The sequence below is a fragment of the Pedobacter sp. HDW13 genome, from assembly GCF_011303555.1.
In the GTDB taxonomy this organism is placed as follows: domain Bacteria; phylum Bacteroidota; class Bacteroidia; order Sphingobacteriales; family Sphingobacteriaceae; genus Pedobacter.
In genome coordinates this window covers 6,169,402-6,185,595 of record NZ_CP049868.1, presented here as the reverse complement: position 1 = coordinate 6,185,595, position 16,194 = coordinate 6,169,402, and the positions used below count along the sequence as shown (strand labels likewise).

The 16,194-nt window shown below is 42.7% G+C and carries 14 protein-coding genes and 1 pseudogene; 10 read left to right on the top strand and 5 right to left on the bottom strand.

All coding sequences use genetic code 11. From position 1 onward, the window contains the following. The first annotated feature begins 32 nt into the window (after nucleotides 1–32). Nucleotides 33–920 (top strand): PorP/SprF family type IX secretion system membrane protein, encoded by an 888-nt coding sequence (locus G7074_RS25615; protein WP_124559751.1) that lies wholly within the window; start codon nucleotides 33–35, stop codon nucleotides 918–920. Nucleotides 921–977: 57 nt separating this feature from the next. Beyond that, the gene (locus G7074_RS25610; RefSeq protein ID WP_124559752.1) at nucleotides 978–1,490 is read left to right on the top strand and encodes a hypothetical protein; all 513 of its coding nucleotides are present in this window, start codon (nucleotides 978–980) and stop codon (nucleotides 1,488–1,490) included. Nucleotides 1,491–2,003: 513 nt separating this feature from the next. Here the strand turns inward: G7074_RS25610 and G7074_RS25605 are convergent. After that, nucleotides 2,004–2,891, bottom strand: a complete 888-nt coding sequence (locus tag G7074_RS25605) for a LysR family transcriptional regulator (RefSeq protein WP_124559753.1) — start codon at nucleotides 2,889–2,891, stop codon at nucleotides 2,004–2,006. A 108-nt stretch (nucleotides 2,892–2,999) separates the two neighbouring features. Between G7074_RS25605 and G7074_RS25600 the strand changes: the two genes are divergently transcribed. The 4 genes from G7074_RS25600 (at nucleotide 3,000) to G7074_RS25585 (ending at nucleotide 6,206) form a co-directional block, all read left to right on the top strand. Next, a complete protein-coding gene (locus tag G7074_RS25600) occupies nucleotides 3,000–3,518 on the top strand; it encodes an N-acetyltransferase (protein ID WP_124559754.1) in 519 nt (172 codons plus the stop codon). Between the two features lie 2 nt (nucleotides 3,519–3,520). Then, nucleotides 3,521–4,435: a DMT family transporter gene (locus tag G7074_RS25595; protein WP_124559755.1), complete on the top strand. Its 915-nt coding sequence runs from the start codon at nucleotides 3,521–3,523 to the stop codon at nucleotides 4,433–4,435. Nucleotide 4,436: 1 nt separating this feature from the next. Continuing rightward, nucleotides 4,437–4,940: a GNAT family N-acetyltransferase gene (locus G7074_RS25590; protein ID WP_124559756.1), complete on the top strand. Its 504-nt coding sequence runs from the start codon at nucleotides 4,437–4,439 to the stop codon at nucleotides 4,938–4,940. Between the two features lie 279 nt (nucleotides 4,941–5,219). Next, entirely contained in the window at nucleotides 5,220–6,206 is a 987-nt protein-coding gene (locus tag G7074_RS25585) for an arginase (RefSeq protein ID WP_166212072.1), read from the top strand. Between the two features lie 222 nt (nucleotides 6,207–6,428). Here the strand turns inward: G7074_RS25585 and G7074_RS25580 are convergent, their stop codons facing one another. The 3 genes from G7074_RS25580 to G7074_RS25570 all read right to left on the bottom strand — a co-directional run bounded on the left by G7074_RS25580 (nucleotide 6,429) and on the right by G7074_RS25570 (nucleotide 10,495). After that, nucleotides 6,429–6,929 carry a CinA family protein gene (locus G7074_RS25580; protein WP_124559758.1) on the bottom strand — a complete coding sequence of 167 codons (501 nt, stop codon included), beginning with the start codon at nucleotides 6,927–6,929 and terminating at the stop codon, nucleotides 6,429–6,431. Nucleotides 6,930–7,531: 602 nt separating this feature from the next. After that, entirely contained in the window at nucleotides 7,532–9,295 is a 1,764-nt protein-coding gene (locus G7074_RS25575; RefSeq protein WP_124559759.1) for an FAD-dependent oxidoreductase, read from the bottom strand. A gap of 12 nt (nucleotides 9,296–9,307) precedes the next feature. Then, nucleotides 9,308–10,495 carry an FAD-dependent oxidoreductase gene (locus G7074_RS25570; protein WP_124559760.1) on the bottom strand — a complete coding sequence of 396 codons (1,188 nt, stop codon included), beginning with the start codon at nucleotides 10,493–10,495 and terminating at the stop codon, nucleotides 9,308–9,310. Nucleotides 10,496–11,043: 548 nt separating this feature from the next. On the opposite strand from G7074_RS25570, the gene G7074_RS25565 reads away from it, so the two are divergent. From G7074_RS25565 to G7074_RS25550, 4 genes and pseudogenes are all read left to right on the top strand, one after another. Next, the gene (locus tag G7074_RS25565; protein WP_166212069.1) at nucleotides 11,044–11,469 is read left to right on the top strand and encodes a DUF1801 domain-containing protein; all 426 of its coding nucleotides are present in this window, start codon (nucleotides 11,044–11,046) and stop codon (nucleotides 11,467–11,469) included. Between the two features lie 261 nt (nucleotides 11,470–11,730). Further along, a pseudogene (gene fdhD / locus G7074_RS25560) lies at nucleotides 11,731–12,605 on the top strand (formate dehydrogenase accessory sulfurtransferase FdhD). A gap of 7 nt (nucleotides 12,606–12,612) precedes the next feature. Beyond that, complete coding sequence (locus tag G7074_RS25555) at nucleotides 12,613–12,969, top strand: hypothetical protein (RefSeq protein WP_166212067.1); 357 nt, start codon at nucleotides 12,613–12,615, stop codon at nucleotides 12,967–12,969. Further along, on the top strand, nucleotides 12,966–15,287 hold the full coding sequence (locus tag G7074_RS25550) for an FdhF/YdeP family oxidoreductase (protein WP_166212064.1): 2,322 nt from the start codon (nucleotides 12,966–12,968) through the stop codon (nucleotides 15,285–15,287). Before G7074_RS25555 ends, G7074_RS25550 begins: the two co-directional genes overlap by 4 nt. A gap of 241 nt (nucleotides 15,288–15,528) precedes the next feature. On the opposite strand, the gene G7074_RS25545 is transcribed toward G7074_RS25550, so the two are convergent. Further along, nucleotides 15,529–15,801 carry a DUF4242 domain-containing protein gene (locus G7074_RS25545; RefSeq protein ID WP_124559765.1) on the bottom strand — a complete coding sequence of 91 codons (273 nt, stop codon included), beginning with the start codon at nucleotides 15,799–15,801 and terminating at the stop codon, nucleotides 15,529–15,531. Nucleotides 15,802–16,194 lie beyond the last annotated feature (393 nt).

The following is a 16,194-nucleotide window of genomic DNA, read 5'->3' as shown; positions in this document are numbered from 1 at the left end:
AACCGCTGGTTATGGCATAAAAAAGTATAAAGATGAAAACAAGGAAAATGCTTATCACATTGGTGATGTTCGGTCTCAGCATCCCGGCCTTTGCTCAGCTCAACCCTATGGGCAGTATGTATTACCAAAACCTTTACCTTAGCAATCCGGCCATGGCAGGTATTGAAAAGGGCTGGGAAGCTGCTGCAGCTTATAAGGCACAATGGACAGCAATAGAGGGGGCTCCGGCCATGCAGTCGGTAACGGCAGCTTATGGCGCCAATAACAATAAGGTTGGTGTAGGTGCATCATTTTATAATGAGAATATCGGTGTAATTCAACGTACCAGTTTTAAAGGTACATATGCTTACCACCTGCCACTTAACAACGGATCCGATTATCTTGATTTTGGTCTCTCAGCAGGCATCATGAACGAGTGGATCGATATGACAAAGATTAAAGGAAACCAGAGCGATATTTCTTTAACTAATTTTAACCAGCGCAAACTGTATTTTGATGGCGATTTCGGTATAGCTTACCGCAGTCAGCATTTCAACGTTCAGGGATCGGTATTAAACCTGAAGCGCTTTTTGAAACGCGACGATGAAAGAACAGTGGTAGACCGTGCTTCTTATTTTGCATCGGTAAGCTACAAATTTCTTAATCCAGATAAAGTGCTGAGTGTTATCGAGCCAAAAGTAAGCTACAGAGGTATTGATAACTACCGCGATATTGTTGATCTTGGTTTAAATGCACAGTTTTGGGGCAATAAACTTTTGTTTACCGGTATTTATCACACCAGTAATAGTTTCAGCACAGGGGTGGGTACTACTTACCAAAACCGCTTATCGATATTGGCCATGTATACCACCAACACTTCGGATATACAGAATTATGCAAACGGCGAATTCGAACTCGGATTGAAATACAACTTTAGATAAAACTTAAAATGCAAAATCAGGGTAGGGGAAATAACCTTATCTGTCGAATGTTTCAGCATGAAATCCTTTTTATCAGAAATCTCACCGATCCTTTCTTTTTTAGATAGGATCGGTTTGGTTTATAAGCTTACTGAAATTAACGGTCAAACCTTTCTTCCGGGGTTGAAGCTCAGCGAAGGAACCTTAGTTATCGATACCAATAAACTGCTTTATCCAGGCGATATTTTGCATGAAGCCGGGCACCTGGCTTGCATGCCACCCGCAATCAGGCAGGAGATGAGCGATGATTTAGCACCTTCAGATCTCCACCAGGGCGGCGAGATGATGGCTATTGCCTGGTCTTACGCAGCTTGTATTCACCTTAATATCGATCCGATAGTGGTGTTTCATGACGATGGGTATAAATCAGGTGGAAGAAATATCATTGAAAATTTTCAACAAGGTTCTTTTATGGGCGTACCGCTATTACAATGGTGCGGCATGACTTTCGATAAAATACAAGCCGAAAAAAATCAAACCCAGCCTTTTCCCTATATGCAAAGCTGGCTATGCGAAAACAGGCCTAACTAAAGGTTTACTGGTTCATTTGTCATTAGGCTAACCCATAGTTTAATCCATTCCCGATTCAACCTCATTAGGCGCAACTTAAACACGATTTTGACCCTGAGGATTAATTTATTTCATAAAAATCAATATTAGTAACAGCCCTTCTGGGGTTGTCATTCGGGCGGAGTGCAACGCAGCCGAGAACCACGTTAGTGCTCAGCGAAGCTAGATCTGTCTCTATAGATTTCTCCGTTCCGCTACCGGTGAAAAACCGGCTGCTTCAGTCGAAATGACGATTTTCTATTGGGTTTGTCAATGTTAGCGCAGTCGAAGGGCTGTATGCCACTTACCCTAAGTATTGGTTCATTAGGCCAACCCATAGGTTTAGCCAGTCCTAACTCCAAACTTATTACTCCCAACTCAGATACAATTGTATTTGTGGTTACTGTAATCTCAGTGCCCTCTGCGCTTTTCCTCAGCGTTCTTTGCGGTTAAAACAGCCACGGATGCACGGCATAACACGCGCATACCTTGCGGTTAAAACGCCTCCGGCATCAACTCGATCTCCAACAACAGCTTAATAATATTGGCTATAATCGGGTTCTCATCATCGCTTCGCCAGTTCAGGTAAAGATCGGTTGGGTAGGGTAACTGAATGTACCTGATGCCTGGTATGGCATGATGGATATACGAATCGGGCAAAATAGCTACACCCAGTTTCCGGCGCACCAATGCGATAATAGTAGAACCAAATTCAGAGTGCAGGTAAACATTGGGCTGTATGCCGAAAGATTTAAACACATTTTTAATGATGTGGTTATAGCTGCTACCCTCATCCTTAACGGGCAAAATAAATTTTTCAGCAGCCAGTATTTCACGATTCAGCTCATCAACACTTTTAAGCGGGTGATCTTCCGGTACAACCAGCGCGAGGTGATCGGTATAGATTTTTTTTGCGCTAATCCCATCTATTGTATTCTTATCACGGGTTATCACCACATCGAGCTTATAGTTGGCCAAAAATTCATGCTGGTTCTCATACATCACCTGCACCAGTTCAATCTGCAGTTTAGGAAACTCCTCATTTATCCGCGAAGTAATTTGTGGGATCAGCGAACCCGAAATAGAATCGGGGTGTGCAATCCTGATGGTACCATATTCGCCCAGCTGAATTTGACTCGCAAACTTATGGATATGGCTTATCTCGTTGAACTGTTTCGTCCATTTCTCCTTCAAAAACTTGCCTGCTGCTGTAAGCTTTACATTGCGCTTATTACGGATAAACAGCTGGATATCCAGTTCCTGCTCCAAAGCCTGTATCTGTCGGCTCAATGCCGATTGCGTAATGTTCATCTTTGCAGCCGTTTTCCAGAAATGAAGTTCATCGGCTAGGATTAAAAAATATTTGATTTGCTGTAGATCCATTATTGCAATTTATGCATTAATAAATGATAAAATAGCATTTTATTGAATTATTAAGCGACTTATCTTTGTATTATCAATCTGCTTTACAAGCCAGCAAACAACATAAAAATGCATCAATTAACCATACAACAGGTCGGCCCGTCAGCTATTTTAACATTGCAATCGATTAGCCGGCAAATCTTTTTAGAAGCCTTTGCCGATACCACCAGCGAAGCTAATATGAAAGCCTACCTCGATTCGAGTTTTTCGTATGATAAACTGATGGCAGAACTTGAGCACCCCAACTCTCAGTTTTACTTTGCTTTTTCTGAAGGAAATGTAGTTGGTTATTTAAAACTGAATACGGGTGATGCGCAGACCGAGCAAGAACTGGAAGAAGCGCTCGAAATTGAAAGGATATATGTGCTGTCGGCTTTTCATGGTCAAAAGGTTGGGCAGGCCCTGTTAAATAAAGCCTTCGAGGTAGCCGAAGCGCTTCAATGTAAAAACATTTGGCTGGGTGTGTGGGAAAATAACCAGCGGGCGCTCCGTTTTTACAGCAAAGCGGGTTTCGAAGTATTTAACTCACATGTTTTTCGGTTAGGCAACGATGAGCAGACCGATCTGATGATGAAAAAACAATTATAGACATGGGCAAAAAAAATATTTTCCTGGTATTACTCGTTATAGGCACCGCTTTTTGGGGTATATCTTTTTCGGTAACTAAATTATCGATTAGCAATCATTCACCACAACTTTTTTTACTTTATCGTTTTGTGGGGGCAACGCTTGTCCTGTCGATTGTTTTTCGCAAAAAGTTAAAGCATCTTAATTATAAAAGCATTGTTTCAGGAGCCTTACTGGCCATTCCGCTGATGCTTGGGATTGGCTTGCAAACTTTGGGTATTAAACTCACTTCGGCTTCGCAATCTGCATTTTTGGCCGGAACCTGTGTGGTGATTGTACCCATGTTAAAAATGGCCATGTATAGAAAGGTGCCCAACCTTAAAATCTGGATTGCTGCAAGCCTTTCGTTAGTAGGGTTGTTTATTATTTCTGTTAAAAATGGTTTTTCAGTTAATGCAGGCGATATGTTTACCATTGGCGGTGCCATCGCTTTTGCCTACTACCTGATCAGGGTTGAAGAAGAATCGGCCAGGATAGATATTGTGGCTACCATTGTACCCATGTTTGCCACTTGTGCGCTGCTTACTTTTGTGGCGGTTGCCTGGAGTACATCAGAAAGCTTGTTGCCAGCCGACAATACCTTTTGGTTTGGCGTTATTTTCTGTTCGCTTTTTTCAACTGCTTACATGTATTCCGTATCCAACATGGCACAGCAATACATCAGTGCCGAAAGGGTGTCGGTAATTTATCTTTTAGAACCCATATTCGGAGCACTTGCGGCAGCTTATCTCATTGGCGAAGTAATTACCTGGCAGCTTTTAATTGGCGGACTGTTTATCTTTGCTGGCATGGGCATCTCCGAGCTTAAGTTAAAAGTTTTTAGAAATATGTTTAGGACGGCAGGTAAAACCCTTACAACCCATTTAAACAAAAACTAATATGGACGCATTAAAATTCAGGACTGCAACCCGAAACGATTTGCCCCGAATTGTAGAAATTTATAACACTACCGTACCTACCAGATTGGCAACTGCAGATACTGAGCCCGTATCGGTAGCCAGTCGCGAACAATGGTTTAATGAGCACGATAGCACCAGGCCGCTATGGGTAGTAGAAGATACTCAAAACTGTACGCTGGCTTGGGTAAGCTTTCAATCTTTTTACGGCAGGCCAGCTTACCAGGCCACTGTCGAGATCAGCATTTACATCGATACTGAAAGCAGGGGTAAAGGTCTTGGTAAAAGGATTTTAGAGTACTGCATAAGCCAGGCGCCCAATTACGGCATCAAGACCCTCATTGGTTTTATATTCTCGCACAATACACCCAGCCTGCGCCTGTTTCAGCAATTTGGTTTCGAGCAATGGGGGCAACTTCCTGATATCGCCGTTTTAGATGGCGTAGAAAAAAGCCTGACCATATTGGGCAAAAGAATTACAGCATAGGAGTATAATTTCGTTAGCAAATAGCCACGGATGCACAGATGTTATTAGTTATATTTTACTTAGTTAAAATAGCCACGGATTCTCAGAATACACGGATCGTTTTACTAGTGGATTTGTCATAAACCATACGCTTTGGTGCCTCGGCGCTTTTTCTCTGTGTGCTTTACGGTTAAAATTGCACTTAAAATAAAAAAGCAACTGTCTTATTTTAACTTCCAATTCTCACTTCGCTTTCCAACTCATTTTACTTACTTTGCAGCCATAACCAGATATTCATAAATGGAGAACAAGTTGATTAACCCCGAAGCACGTACCATTAAACTCGTTAAAAACCGGTCAGACATTGGTGCCGGCACACGCGGTTCGGATATGGGGATCGATGCCATCGAAATTGCAGCCATTAACAAGGGTAGCGATTATTTTAACAGCTTTCCTTTTGTTGATGTAGAAACCCACAACGAATCTATTTACGATAAAGACCGTAATGCCTTTGCCAAACGTATTGGTCAGGTGTTGCAGCAATGCACGCGACTGGCCGAAACAGTAGCACAAACCCTGACCCATGGCCATTTTCCACTCGTGTTTTCAGGCGATCATTCTTCTGCCCTAGGCACTATAAGTGGTATAAAAGCTGCTTACCCCGATCAAACCCTGGGGGTGGTATGGATCGATGCACATGCCGATCTGCATTCGCCCTACACTTCGCCTTCGGGTAACATTCACGGCATGCCACTTGCTGCTGCCCTGGCTAACGATAATCCTGCGTGGCACATTAATGAAATAAGCGGCGAAACCCTAACTCATTGGGGCCGTATGAAAGCCATTGGTACTCCAGCTCCTAAACTTAAACCCGAACATCTGGTATATTTCGGAGTGCGCGATACCGAGCAGGCCGAAGACTGGTTAATGCAGCAAGAAGGGATTCGCAATTACCGGGCAGAAGAAGTACGGTACCGTGGCCTGGCTACCTGTGTAGAAGAAGCCCTAACGAAACTCTCTGCCTGCAAGCTCATTTATATTTCGTTTGATGTAGACAGCATGGATTGCGATCTGATTTCTTATGGTACAGGTACACCCGTTGCCAAAGGGTTCGACCAGTACGAGATAATCGAAATTATTAACCAGATAATCGATTCTGGCAAGGTTGCTTGTTTAGAAGTGGCCGAGGTTAACCCTTTACTCGATAACAAAGGCAATAAAATGGCCGAAACTGCATTCGAAGTGCTTGAAGCTGTAACTGGTCGTTTAAGTGATACCTTTATCTAATCACATCACTTTTAAGTTAATTGCTTAATGGTTTAATTATTTATCATAGGAGAAGTTAAGATTATTAAGCATGGTATCAATCAATCAATCAATCATGAATTGGCTTTATGATTTGGTTTAAAACAGCCACAGATGTACTGATATTATTCATTATATCTTACTTAGCGCCCTCTGCACCTTCCTCTCTGCGTGCTTTGCGGTTAGAATAATTTGCCCAGCCCCTTAAACACCCACAATCTCCTCAATTTTTCCTAAAATAAATTCCACTGCTTTTTCGCGGATTTCATTTCGCTGATCATCAGTTTCATTGGCCCTAATTACCGTTTCGAAATGATGAAATGCTTTATACCAGATAGAAACATAAATTTGACCAACCTCTTTATCTATAAAATATTCGGTTGTAGGTAGTGAGGCCACGCCTGTAACGGCAACCGCAATAGCGGTATCGGGATATAGTTTTCTTAAACCCACGCACATGGCAAAAGTTGTTTCTTCAGATTCGGCTGTATGATCTGCTATAATTTGTTCATCAACTCCCAGTACTTTCGTTTTTACCGTAGCATCGTAAGTTACAATACTGCCTTTTAATATAGATGAGGCGCCAGAAACTGAAGCGATAGTACTTGATAATAAGCCTGCGGTAATGCTTTCAGCACAAATTAAGGTAAGTCCCTTCTCTCTTAATAAGTTGTTGAAATTGGCAATGCGTGGTATGGAGATCATAATATTAGATTTTGGTTAAGATATTGATTATTTAGTTCATTCACTCGTTGGTTCATTCGTCATTCGTTCATTTGTACTAAGCCATAGTTTTTAAGCGGCATGGTGTACGTTTTTATTGTGGCCAATTTTTACTTTTTTTAAATCTTGCACACACTTTTGTGCCCAAAATTTTTGTGACAGTTTTTTAGGCACACGAAAATTTGTCACAAAATATTTTTAAGCCATGACCAAGCCTGGTTTTTATATTTTTTAATCATCAGGTTTATCATATCCTATTTAATAATGCAAAGCTTTCATAAGCTTTGCATTATTAAATTATATAAATAAGAAAAAAATATTTTATGTGCCTACTGTATTTTTATTTGTAGGCTGCCAGACTTATAAAACAAATCAGATGGTTATCGCATCAATCGGTAGGACAAAGGATAGCAATTAGATGGATAAGGAAATTAAAAAAAAAAGCTGTTAAGCAGAAGAAGGCGCTCAACATCAAACGCTGAACACCTTCTCGATTATTGGTACTTGATTATTGTTTTTTGATCATTGGTATTTGGTTTTTGATTATTGGTACTTGGTTATTGCTCCTTGATCATTCCCCTCCATTACCAACCCAAATAATAATCCTTATCTAACCAAACCGGGCGTTTGAGGCCGAAATAATCCTGTAACATCAGCTCGGCTACACAGAAAGCACCCTCAACCCAGCCTTGCTGATCAGAATAAGCCTCACCAATAATGTGAATCTGCTCATCTGCTACCGGTTTGCGCATATAAGGCATTACATTTTCAACCGAGTAGCCCGCTTTCCACGCATGGTAGCCTGCGCCAAAAGGCTCGTCGGTCCAATCTCTGAAATAGGTTACATAAGGCTCGGGAATGGTTACCTGCGCGCCGTGCAGTTCGCGCAACTGGCTCATCAACTCATCAACCATCAGTTTGGTAGCCTGCACACTATCCAGTTGGTGCAGTTCTTTCAGCGAAGCCGATTTGGCCGGTTTTACTTTGAAAAGCAATTTATCATCGGTAAGTGCTTTCCAGAAAGTTTCCGTTTCCATATCGCCATAGCTGCCCAGCAACATCGAGTTATTGGTTTGCAGATCGGTACCAAAATAATAGCATTGGCGCATTGGTAAATCGGTAATCGAGTGACCCGAATCAATGCCAAGGTCTTTCCACCATGGGTAAGTAAAGCCCATTAATATTTTAAAGGCCGGTTCCATAATTACCGAACGGATATTGTTGTTCAGTACCGAATTTTCGTTAATATCGAAAAAGAAATTATCCTGATCTAAGAGTTCCAGCGATTTCCGGGGCATGGCCAGTACAAGGGTGTTGGCATACACTTTCCATTTGGTATTGGTTTCGATGTTTAAGAAAGTAAGCTCGTATTTATGCGTGTGGATGAACGGATGCGTTTTGGTAAAAGTGAGCAGCTTATTTTTCGCCCATATACAAGCGCCATCATGATCGGTATAGGCATTGGCTACCGCATATGCAATGCTATCATAACCCTCTTCGATGGTTTTGTAAATGGTGCCGGCCGAGAAATCTCCAACCATGTACGGAAAAGCTTCGGCCGAATTCCAGTTAATGGTATTTGAATAATAACCGCCTGCATTGGCTAAAAATTCGTAACCCTCTTGCGAAACCTGATCTTTAATTAAATTCCAGAAACCCAGATCGTTCACCAAACGTTTATCGTAAGGTGAGTTAGGGAAATTGTACACCAGTTTCGGTTTAATGTTATCCCAATCGCGACTTGTTAACTCAAAAGAATAATCATAAATACCAGTACCTTTAATAATCTTGTCGCCATAGGTTTTGGCTACCCATGGATCGGCCATTAGCACATCGTAAATAATTTTATTGAACAGCTGATCAGAGCTGAAACCCAAATCATCGTCATTGAGGTAGTACCGGGTAGTTAGCTTTTCGCCATAGCGTTGCGCCACATTCCAGGCATCCTGCTTAAAATGTTGCTTACGTAGGTAGAATAACAATTCAGAAGGATTGCCCATCGGAAAGGGAACGGGTGTCATTTTATCTTTAAGTACAGGTGTACGTTTGGCCGGATCTTTTTCGCTAAGCGGATAACCCTCAATTAAAGTGGTTACAATTTGCTGCGAAGTGAGGTAACGCATACCACCAAGCTCGCCCCAGAAATTCATACCTGGCATAATTACCGATTCAAGTCTGCCGCCCAGTTTATCGTTCATGTCAAAAATCTGAACCTGGCTGGCATTGTATTTTTGATCGGTTACCAAACGGTAAGCTGTGTACAAACCCGATGTGCCGGCACCAATAATGGCGACTTCAGTTTTTAAATCGGGCTGCATGCCCGTGTTTAAAGGTGTGTTTTTGTTCATAATGAGGTAGTTTTAGAGTGCTTTAAAGAATTTTTGTCCCAGTTGGAAAGGAGTAATGTCGAAATCGGTGTATCCGTCCAGTACCAGATCAGACATAATTTTACCCAGAAAAGGGGTAAACTTTGCGGCCCAACCTGTGGCGTATAACACAATATTTTTATGATTGGGCACATAGCTCGGTGCAAAATCAATTAACAGTTCTTTGTTAGGGATGGTACTCAGCGCAATTAAGCAGGTTGAGGTATATTCGGGCTCTGTGCTTAAGCCTGTCATGTGATCTTTTACCCATTCGGCCGTATAACCCAGCTCTTGCTGATTTGGAATTAAAGTCCTTTCGTTTGGTTCATTTAAAGGCGTAATTACGAAATCGGGTGCTACGCGAATATATTCAGGGTGATCCCAGTCTACCGAGGGGAAACCATAAAACTGGTTGCCGTTTTGGTTATCTGCATTTTGAAACACAAACCAGGTAGGGTATTGTATGGTAGGATCGGTTTTTTTAAAGTAAGCCGACGACATATTCCAGTACGTAGCTTCGATCTTAAAATCGAGCAGGTTAATTACACTGTTAATGTATGGACCGGGAATAATGGATAGCTTTTCGGTAATGTAAATGCCGTTAGGTGTTTCAATTTCGAAAAGTTTTCCCATCTGATTGATTTTGAGTACAGGAGAGTTCTCTTTCAGTTCGACTGTTTCCTGTTTCTGGCACAAACTTAACAGCGTTTCAATAGTAGCTTTAAAATTAATGCTCGCGCCATCGGGTTGAAAAAGTCCTGTATAAGTTTCGGGCAGGTTCTTGAAGTAGTATTTTTCTTCAATTTCTTTGGCCGTTAAAGTGGTGTACGGAACGTTTAAAGCTTTCAGGGCTTCTTCGGCCTCGGCAATGTTACCTTCGGTTGAGTGTACTGCCGGGTCGCCAAACCACAATGTGCCTACCTTATCCAGTAGCGAGGTGCCCGTTTCTCTTTCCAGCTCATCCCAGTAGGGTTGTGCATCTAGAGCCATTTGTACCATGTACTCGTCAGGGTAGGGAATGCGGAATTGACGCGATACGCCTGCTGAGCTTCCAAGTTGGTTAACGAAGGTAAACTGCTCGAGTACCAGGGTTTTAGCCTTTCGTTTACCTAGCTGGTAGGCGGTAGCCAGGCCAATAGCCCCACCACCGATGACAATTACGTCGTAATTTTCTGTAGTCATAAGTTGTATGTTTTATTCTTTTTTAGAATAGGTTTGAAAGCAATTGAAAATGAAGAGCCTAAGCCTCAATCCCGGTAACCAGCTATGGATGATCTGGTTTGTATTGAACCGTTAAAAATTAAAGTTAGCTTCCTTATGCCGGCAAATTGGTTATGGCAGAGCAGGAAATCCGAACAAGATCACTGTGCCGGCTAGCACTGCTAACGGGAAGTAAGGGTTGGGGACTGAAGTGGGACATTTTGAGCTAATTTAGTTTATGGGGACCTAAAATAAATCTGTAAGTGTTTGGTTATCTCAAAACTAAATAATAAACTACAAATTTTTTATACTCAATTGTAAGTAATTTGTTAGTTGGTTCACTGGTTCATTCGTCATTTGTTCATTAGTGCCAACCCATAGTTTAACCCTGTCCCAACTCCAAACTCAACGCTCCCAACTCACCGCGCTTGTCACCCTGAGCGTAGTCAAAGGGGGAATTAAACATTGGTCATTGAATTACCACTTATTGCTTATAATTTTGTTTATACTCGTAAAAAAAATCACTGTATATGGCTGCTATTAAAACCACCCTCAACGATGCAAGTGTAACCGATTTTATCAATACGTTTGCCGAAACCGAACAAAGGCGCAAAGATGGTTTCGAACTGTTAAAAATTATGGAAGATTATACAGGTTACGAAGCTAAAATGTGGGGCGCCAGTATGATTGGTTTTGGCACTTATCATTACAAATCGGAGCGGAGCAAACAGGAGGGCGACTGGCCCCTGGTTGGTTTTTCGCCACGGAAAGCAGCCATTTCCCTATACGTTTACATGGGGACCCCTGTAAACGAAGCTTTGCTTAAAGAATTAGGTAAGTTTAAAATGGGTAAAGGCTGTATTTACGTTAATAAGCTGGCCGATATTGATATCGAAGTGTTAAAGAAAATGATGAGCGAAACCATCGCGCGTTTACAGGAAAAATTTCCTGCTTAAGGTTAGTATTTTGGTTCATTAGTGCCAAACCCATAGTTTAAGCCAGTCCAAACTCACCACTCCCAACTCAACACGGTTGTCATCCTGAGCCTGTCTAAGGTGGTGAATTATTTACAACGAAACCTTATTTTTAACCTCCTTACACCGCCAGGTGTTTAGAAAAATCAATGGAGAATATCTACCTTAGTAAAAAGCAATGGTAGCCATAAAATAAAGCTTTCCAGTAGCTAATGCCAGTTTTTTACCGCAAATTAAGCTAACATGAAATCACTTTCTGATGTTTCCCTTCAAAGCGCACCTCAAACTGCCTATACCGGAAATGTAGCCATTAAAAAGGTACAAGACGGGGTGGGGCACGAACATCACGATCTGCTGGCTATCGAAGAACCCTTGGAAATCAGGCTTACAGGTAGCAAAGGGGGACAGCAGGTGTTAAACAGTATTTCTGTAACCATGCGCACACCCGGAAATGACGAGGAACTGGCCAAAGGTTTCCTGTTTACCGAGGGAATTATAAACTGCGATGCAGAATTGCAAAAATCGGAAGTATTTGTATGCGGCGAAGGTCGTGAGAATATCATAACACTGGAACTAAAATCTGGCGAGATCCCGGATTTATCGGCTAGCGAACGCAATTTTTACACCACATCCAGTTGTGGTGTTTGCGGAAAATCTTCTATTGCAGCCATTCGTACCCGGCAGCCTTTCGCAGCAGCAACCATTTACCAGGGCTGTATCGATGGTGAGATCCTTTTGCAGTTGCCCGCTATCATGCAAAGTCAGCAAGATTTGTTTTCGGCAACAGGCGGACTGCATGCCTGCGGCCTTTTTAATAGCCGGGGGAGCTGCTTGATTTAAAAGAAGATGTAGGGCGGCATAATGCCCTCGATAAGTTGATTGGAAAGGCCTTTACCGAAGGTTTGTTACCGCTTAGGGAGCATATTTTATTGCTTAGCGGCAGGGCAAGCTTTGAATTGGTACAAAAGGCAGCCATGGCAGGCATCGCCACTATTGCGGCCATTGGTGCACCATCCAGCCTGGCTGTTGAGCTGGCCATCGAATGCAATATTACCCTAATCGGTTTCCTTAGGGGCAGAAATTTTAACATTTATACAGGCGCCCAGCGCATTAAATAATACAGACATGAAAATACGAATTAAAGGCAATTTTATCAGATACAGGTTAACGCGCCCCGAAGTAGAAGGCCTTTCTGCCCAAAGCAATTTGTCTGAAACCGTAGATTTTGGTAACCGTAAGCTCATTTATAGCATTAGCTGTACGGCCGATGATGCCCTTTCGGCTAACTTTATTGGTGATGAAATTAACCTCAGGTTTCCGGAAGCCTGGCTCGCCGAATGGAAATCGACAGATAAGGTTGGTTACAAAGGAACGTCAGGTGCACTCAGTATTTTGCTCGAGAAAGATTTTACCTGTTTAGACAATGTAGAAGAAGACCAGCGCGATCAATATCCCAACCCACTTTTGAGTCAGAACAAATGAAAAAGCTAAAAGTAGTGCCCAATCCCGAAAATCCGGAGAAATTACTGAATCTGAAATATACGCCGGCCAAAACCTGGGCTGCGGGAATTCCCGGGGTGGTGGCTGCTTTCGGCGACCTGATAGAGGAAGGAATTCCATTTCGCGGTACGCGCGCTTTATTTAGCATGAACCAGAATGGTGGCTTCGATTGTCCCAGTTGTGCATGGCCCGATCCGGATGATGAACGTTCGCCAATTGGTGAATATTGCGAAAACGGCGTAAAAGCACTGGCTGAAGAAGCTACTTCGAAAAAAGTTACCGAAGCATTCTTTGCCGAAAATTCGGTTGTAGACCTGGCAGAGTTAACCGATTTTGAAATAGGGAAAAAGGGACGGCTTACTTCGCCCATGTTGTTACCAAAAGGAGGCGCACATTATCAGCCCATTAGCTGGGATGCTGCCTTTAAAAAAATAGCTGCGCATTTAAATGCACTCGATTCTCCAAACGAGGCTATTTTTTACACCTCCGGACGTACCAGTAATGAAACCTCATTCCTATACCAGCTTTTTGCAAAAGAATTTGGTACCAACAATATGCCCGATTGTTCTAACATGTGCCACGAAACCTCGGGTACGGCACTCTTACCAACCATTGGTATCGGAAAAGGGACGGTAAAACTCGATGATTTTTATCAGGCAGAGGTGATTGTGGTGATTGGCCATAATCCCGGAACCAATGCACCACGTATGATGACTGCCTTGCAAAAAGGAAAAAACAACGGTGCAAAAATTATTGCCATTAACCCGCTGCCAGAGGCCGGGCTGATGGGGTTCCGTAATCCACAAGCCCTGAACGGCATATTGGGCATTGGCGAACATTACTCGGATCTTTACCTGCCTGTAAAAATAAATGGCGATATGGCCTTGCTGAAAGCGATAGGCCTGCTGCTGGCACGCGAAGAAGCGCTTACACCCGGTCTGGTTTTCGACCATGAATTTATTAATGAGAAAACCAGTGGAGCTGGGGCTTATCTTGCGCAGTTTGAAAATTACCAACTCGATGAACTTGCTGCAGCTGCCGGATTATCTGTGGCCGAAATTGAAGCAGCAGTAGAAATACTGGCCCATAAAAAACGGATTATATTTGCCTGGGGCATGGGGCTTACCCAACAACCCAATGGTGTGGATATGATTCGCGAAATTGTAAACATCCTGCTGCTGAAAGGAAGCATTGGCAAGCCAGGAGCAGGAGTATGTCCGGTAAGGGGACACAGCAACGTACAGGGAAACCGTACCATGCTCATTAACGAAAGGCCAACGCAGCAGCAACTGGATAGGATCAGGGATGTTTTTGGTTTCGAACCACCCAGAGCCCACGGTTATAATGTGGTAAGTGCCATTAAGGCCATGCACAAACAGGACGTTAAATTGCTTTTTGCCATGGGCGGCAACTTTTTATCGGCTACGCCCGACACCACTTTTACAGCCGAGGCTTTGCGTAAGCTCAGGCTATCGGTACATGTTTCTACCAAGCTGAACCGGAGTCATTTGGTGCACGGAGAAGAAGCATTGATTCTGCCTACACTCTCGCGCAGCGATATTGATATGATTAACGGGGTAGCTCAGTTTATCAGTACAGAAAGCTCGATGGGGATTGTGCAGTCTTCAAAAGGAATACTAAAGCCTGTTTCCGATCAGTTATTGAACGAAACGCATATTGTTTGCAGGATGGCCATGGAAACGTTGGGCGAAAGATCGGTGGTAGACTGGAAAGCCTACGCAGATGATTATGATAAAATTCGCGATGTAATTGAAAAGTGTATACCCGGTTTTGAAAATTATAACGAACGCATCAGGCAAAAAGGAGGTTTTTATTTACCCAATGCTGCCCGCGATGGAAAGTTTATCACCGGAATAGCAGGAGATAAGGCCGCATTTACCCTTTCGGGTGTTCCATTAAACATTTTGGCCGAAAATGAATACCTGATGGCCACCACCCGAACACACGATCAGTTTAATACCACCATTTACGGTCTGGAAGATCGTTACCGGGGCATTAAAAATGAGCGGAGGGTAGTATTTATGAATCAGCAGGATATGGACAGGCAGGGATTTAAAGCCGAAGATAAAGTTGATCTCTTTAACTTCGATGATGGTATTGAGCGGGTAGCCCGGCTTTTTCTGGTTGTTCCCTATGCCGTTCCGCAGGGTAATGCTGTAACCTATTTTCCCGAAGCCAATGTGCTGATTTCTATCAATAATGTGGTGAAAGAATCGAATATGCCGGCTTCTAAATTTGTTCGCATTCAGATCAGGCTACACCAGGCAGAGTTGACTTAGCGATTGGAAGGATGGCAAGGCTGCGCCCACGATCCGTTTTCTTTTTAACGGAGGAATCGTCATTCCCGCGCATGCAGGAATCCTAATGCTTGGCTATTAAAGGTAATTAACTCTCTTTTATTTTCCTTTTCTCAGGTGCACTGAGGTGTCTAAGGAGGTAAATTACTGCCGTGTTTTCTTTTTAAGGAGATCGTCATTCCCGCGCATGCGGGAGTCTTAATGCCTGGGCTAATCATATCAACTACTCAGCCGTAATCGGATCTATAACAGCAGCAACTTTTTTAATCGAATTGGCCGGAAATCCACCTAAATGTGCATGCTCTCGTACCATCTCTTCATTTGGTGCATTGTAAACACAGTAAATTTTATCGTCGGTTACATAGCTGTTTACCCACTGGATTTGTGGCCCCATTTTGCTTAACACGCCGCACGATGCTTTCGAAATGGTTTTCAGTTCCTGAGCGGTTAATTTTCCTGCGCCGGGAATTTCCCGTTCAATTACATATCTGGGCATAATAAAATAGTTTAGAATTTATTCCTACTCATCTGGCTTTTCGGCAACGCCCCGTTTTTATTGGTATCTGGCCTCCAATTTTGAGATGCTTTAGTGGTACGATCTTGACTGGTATTCTGGTGCTGATTGGCACTTAAACTCGCCGATTGGCGGAAAATGGAGGAATTGACAATTGATGCTTAATTAAATTTACAAATAATATCTGGTTGCCAATCAATCAATACTGCTCATTTTACTTTACAATTTGCTCCTACAAACTGCAAAAAAATAAAGACGGAAAGGTTAAACCGGCAATGTCATCCACACGAATTTATTTCCATTCCTTGTGGTTCTTCAGAAATTTTTATCTTCGGACTCATCTAACCAAATTTTACTGAAAATAATACCAGCCAA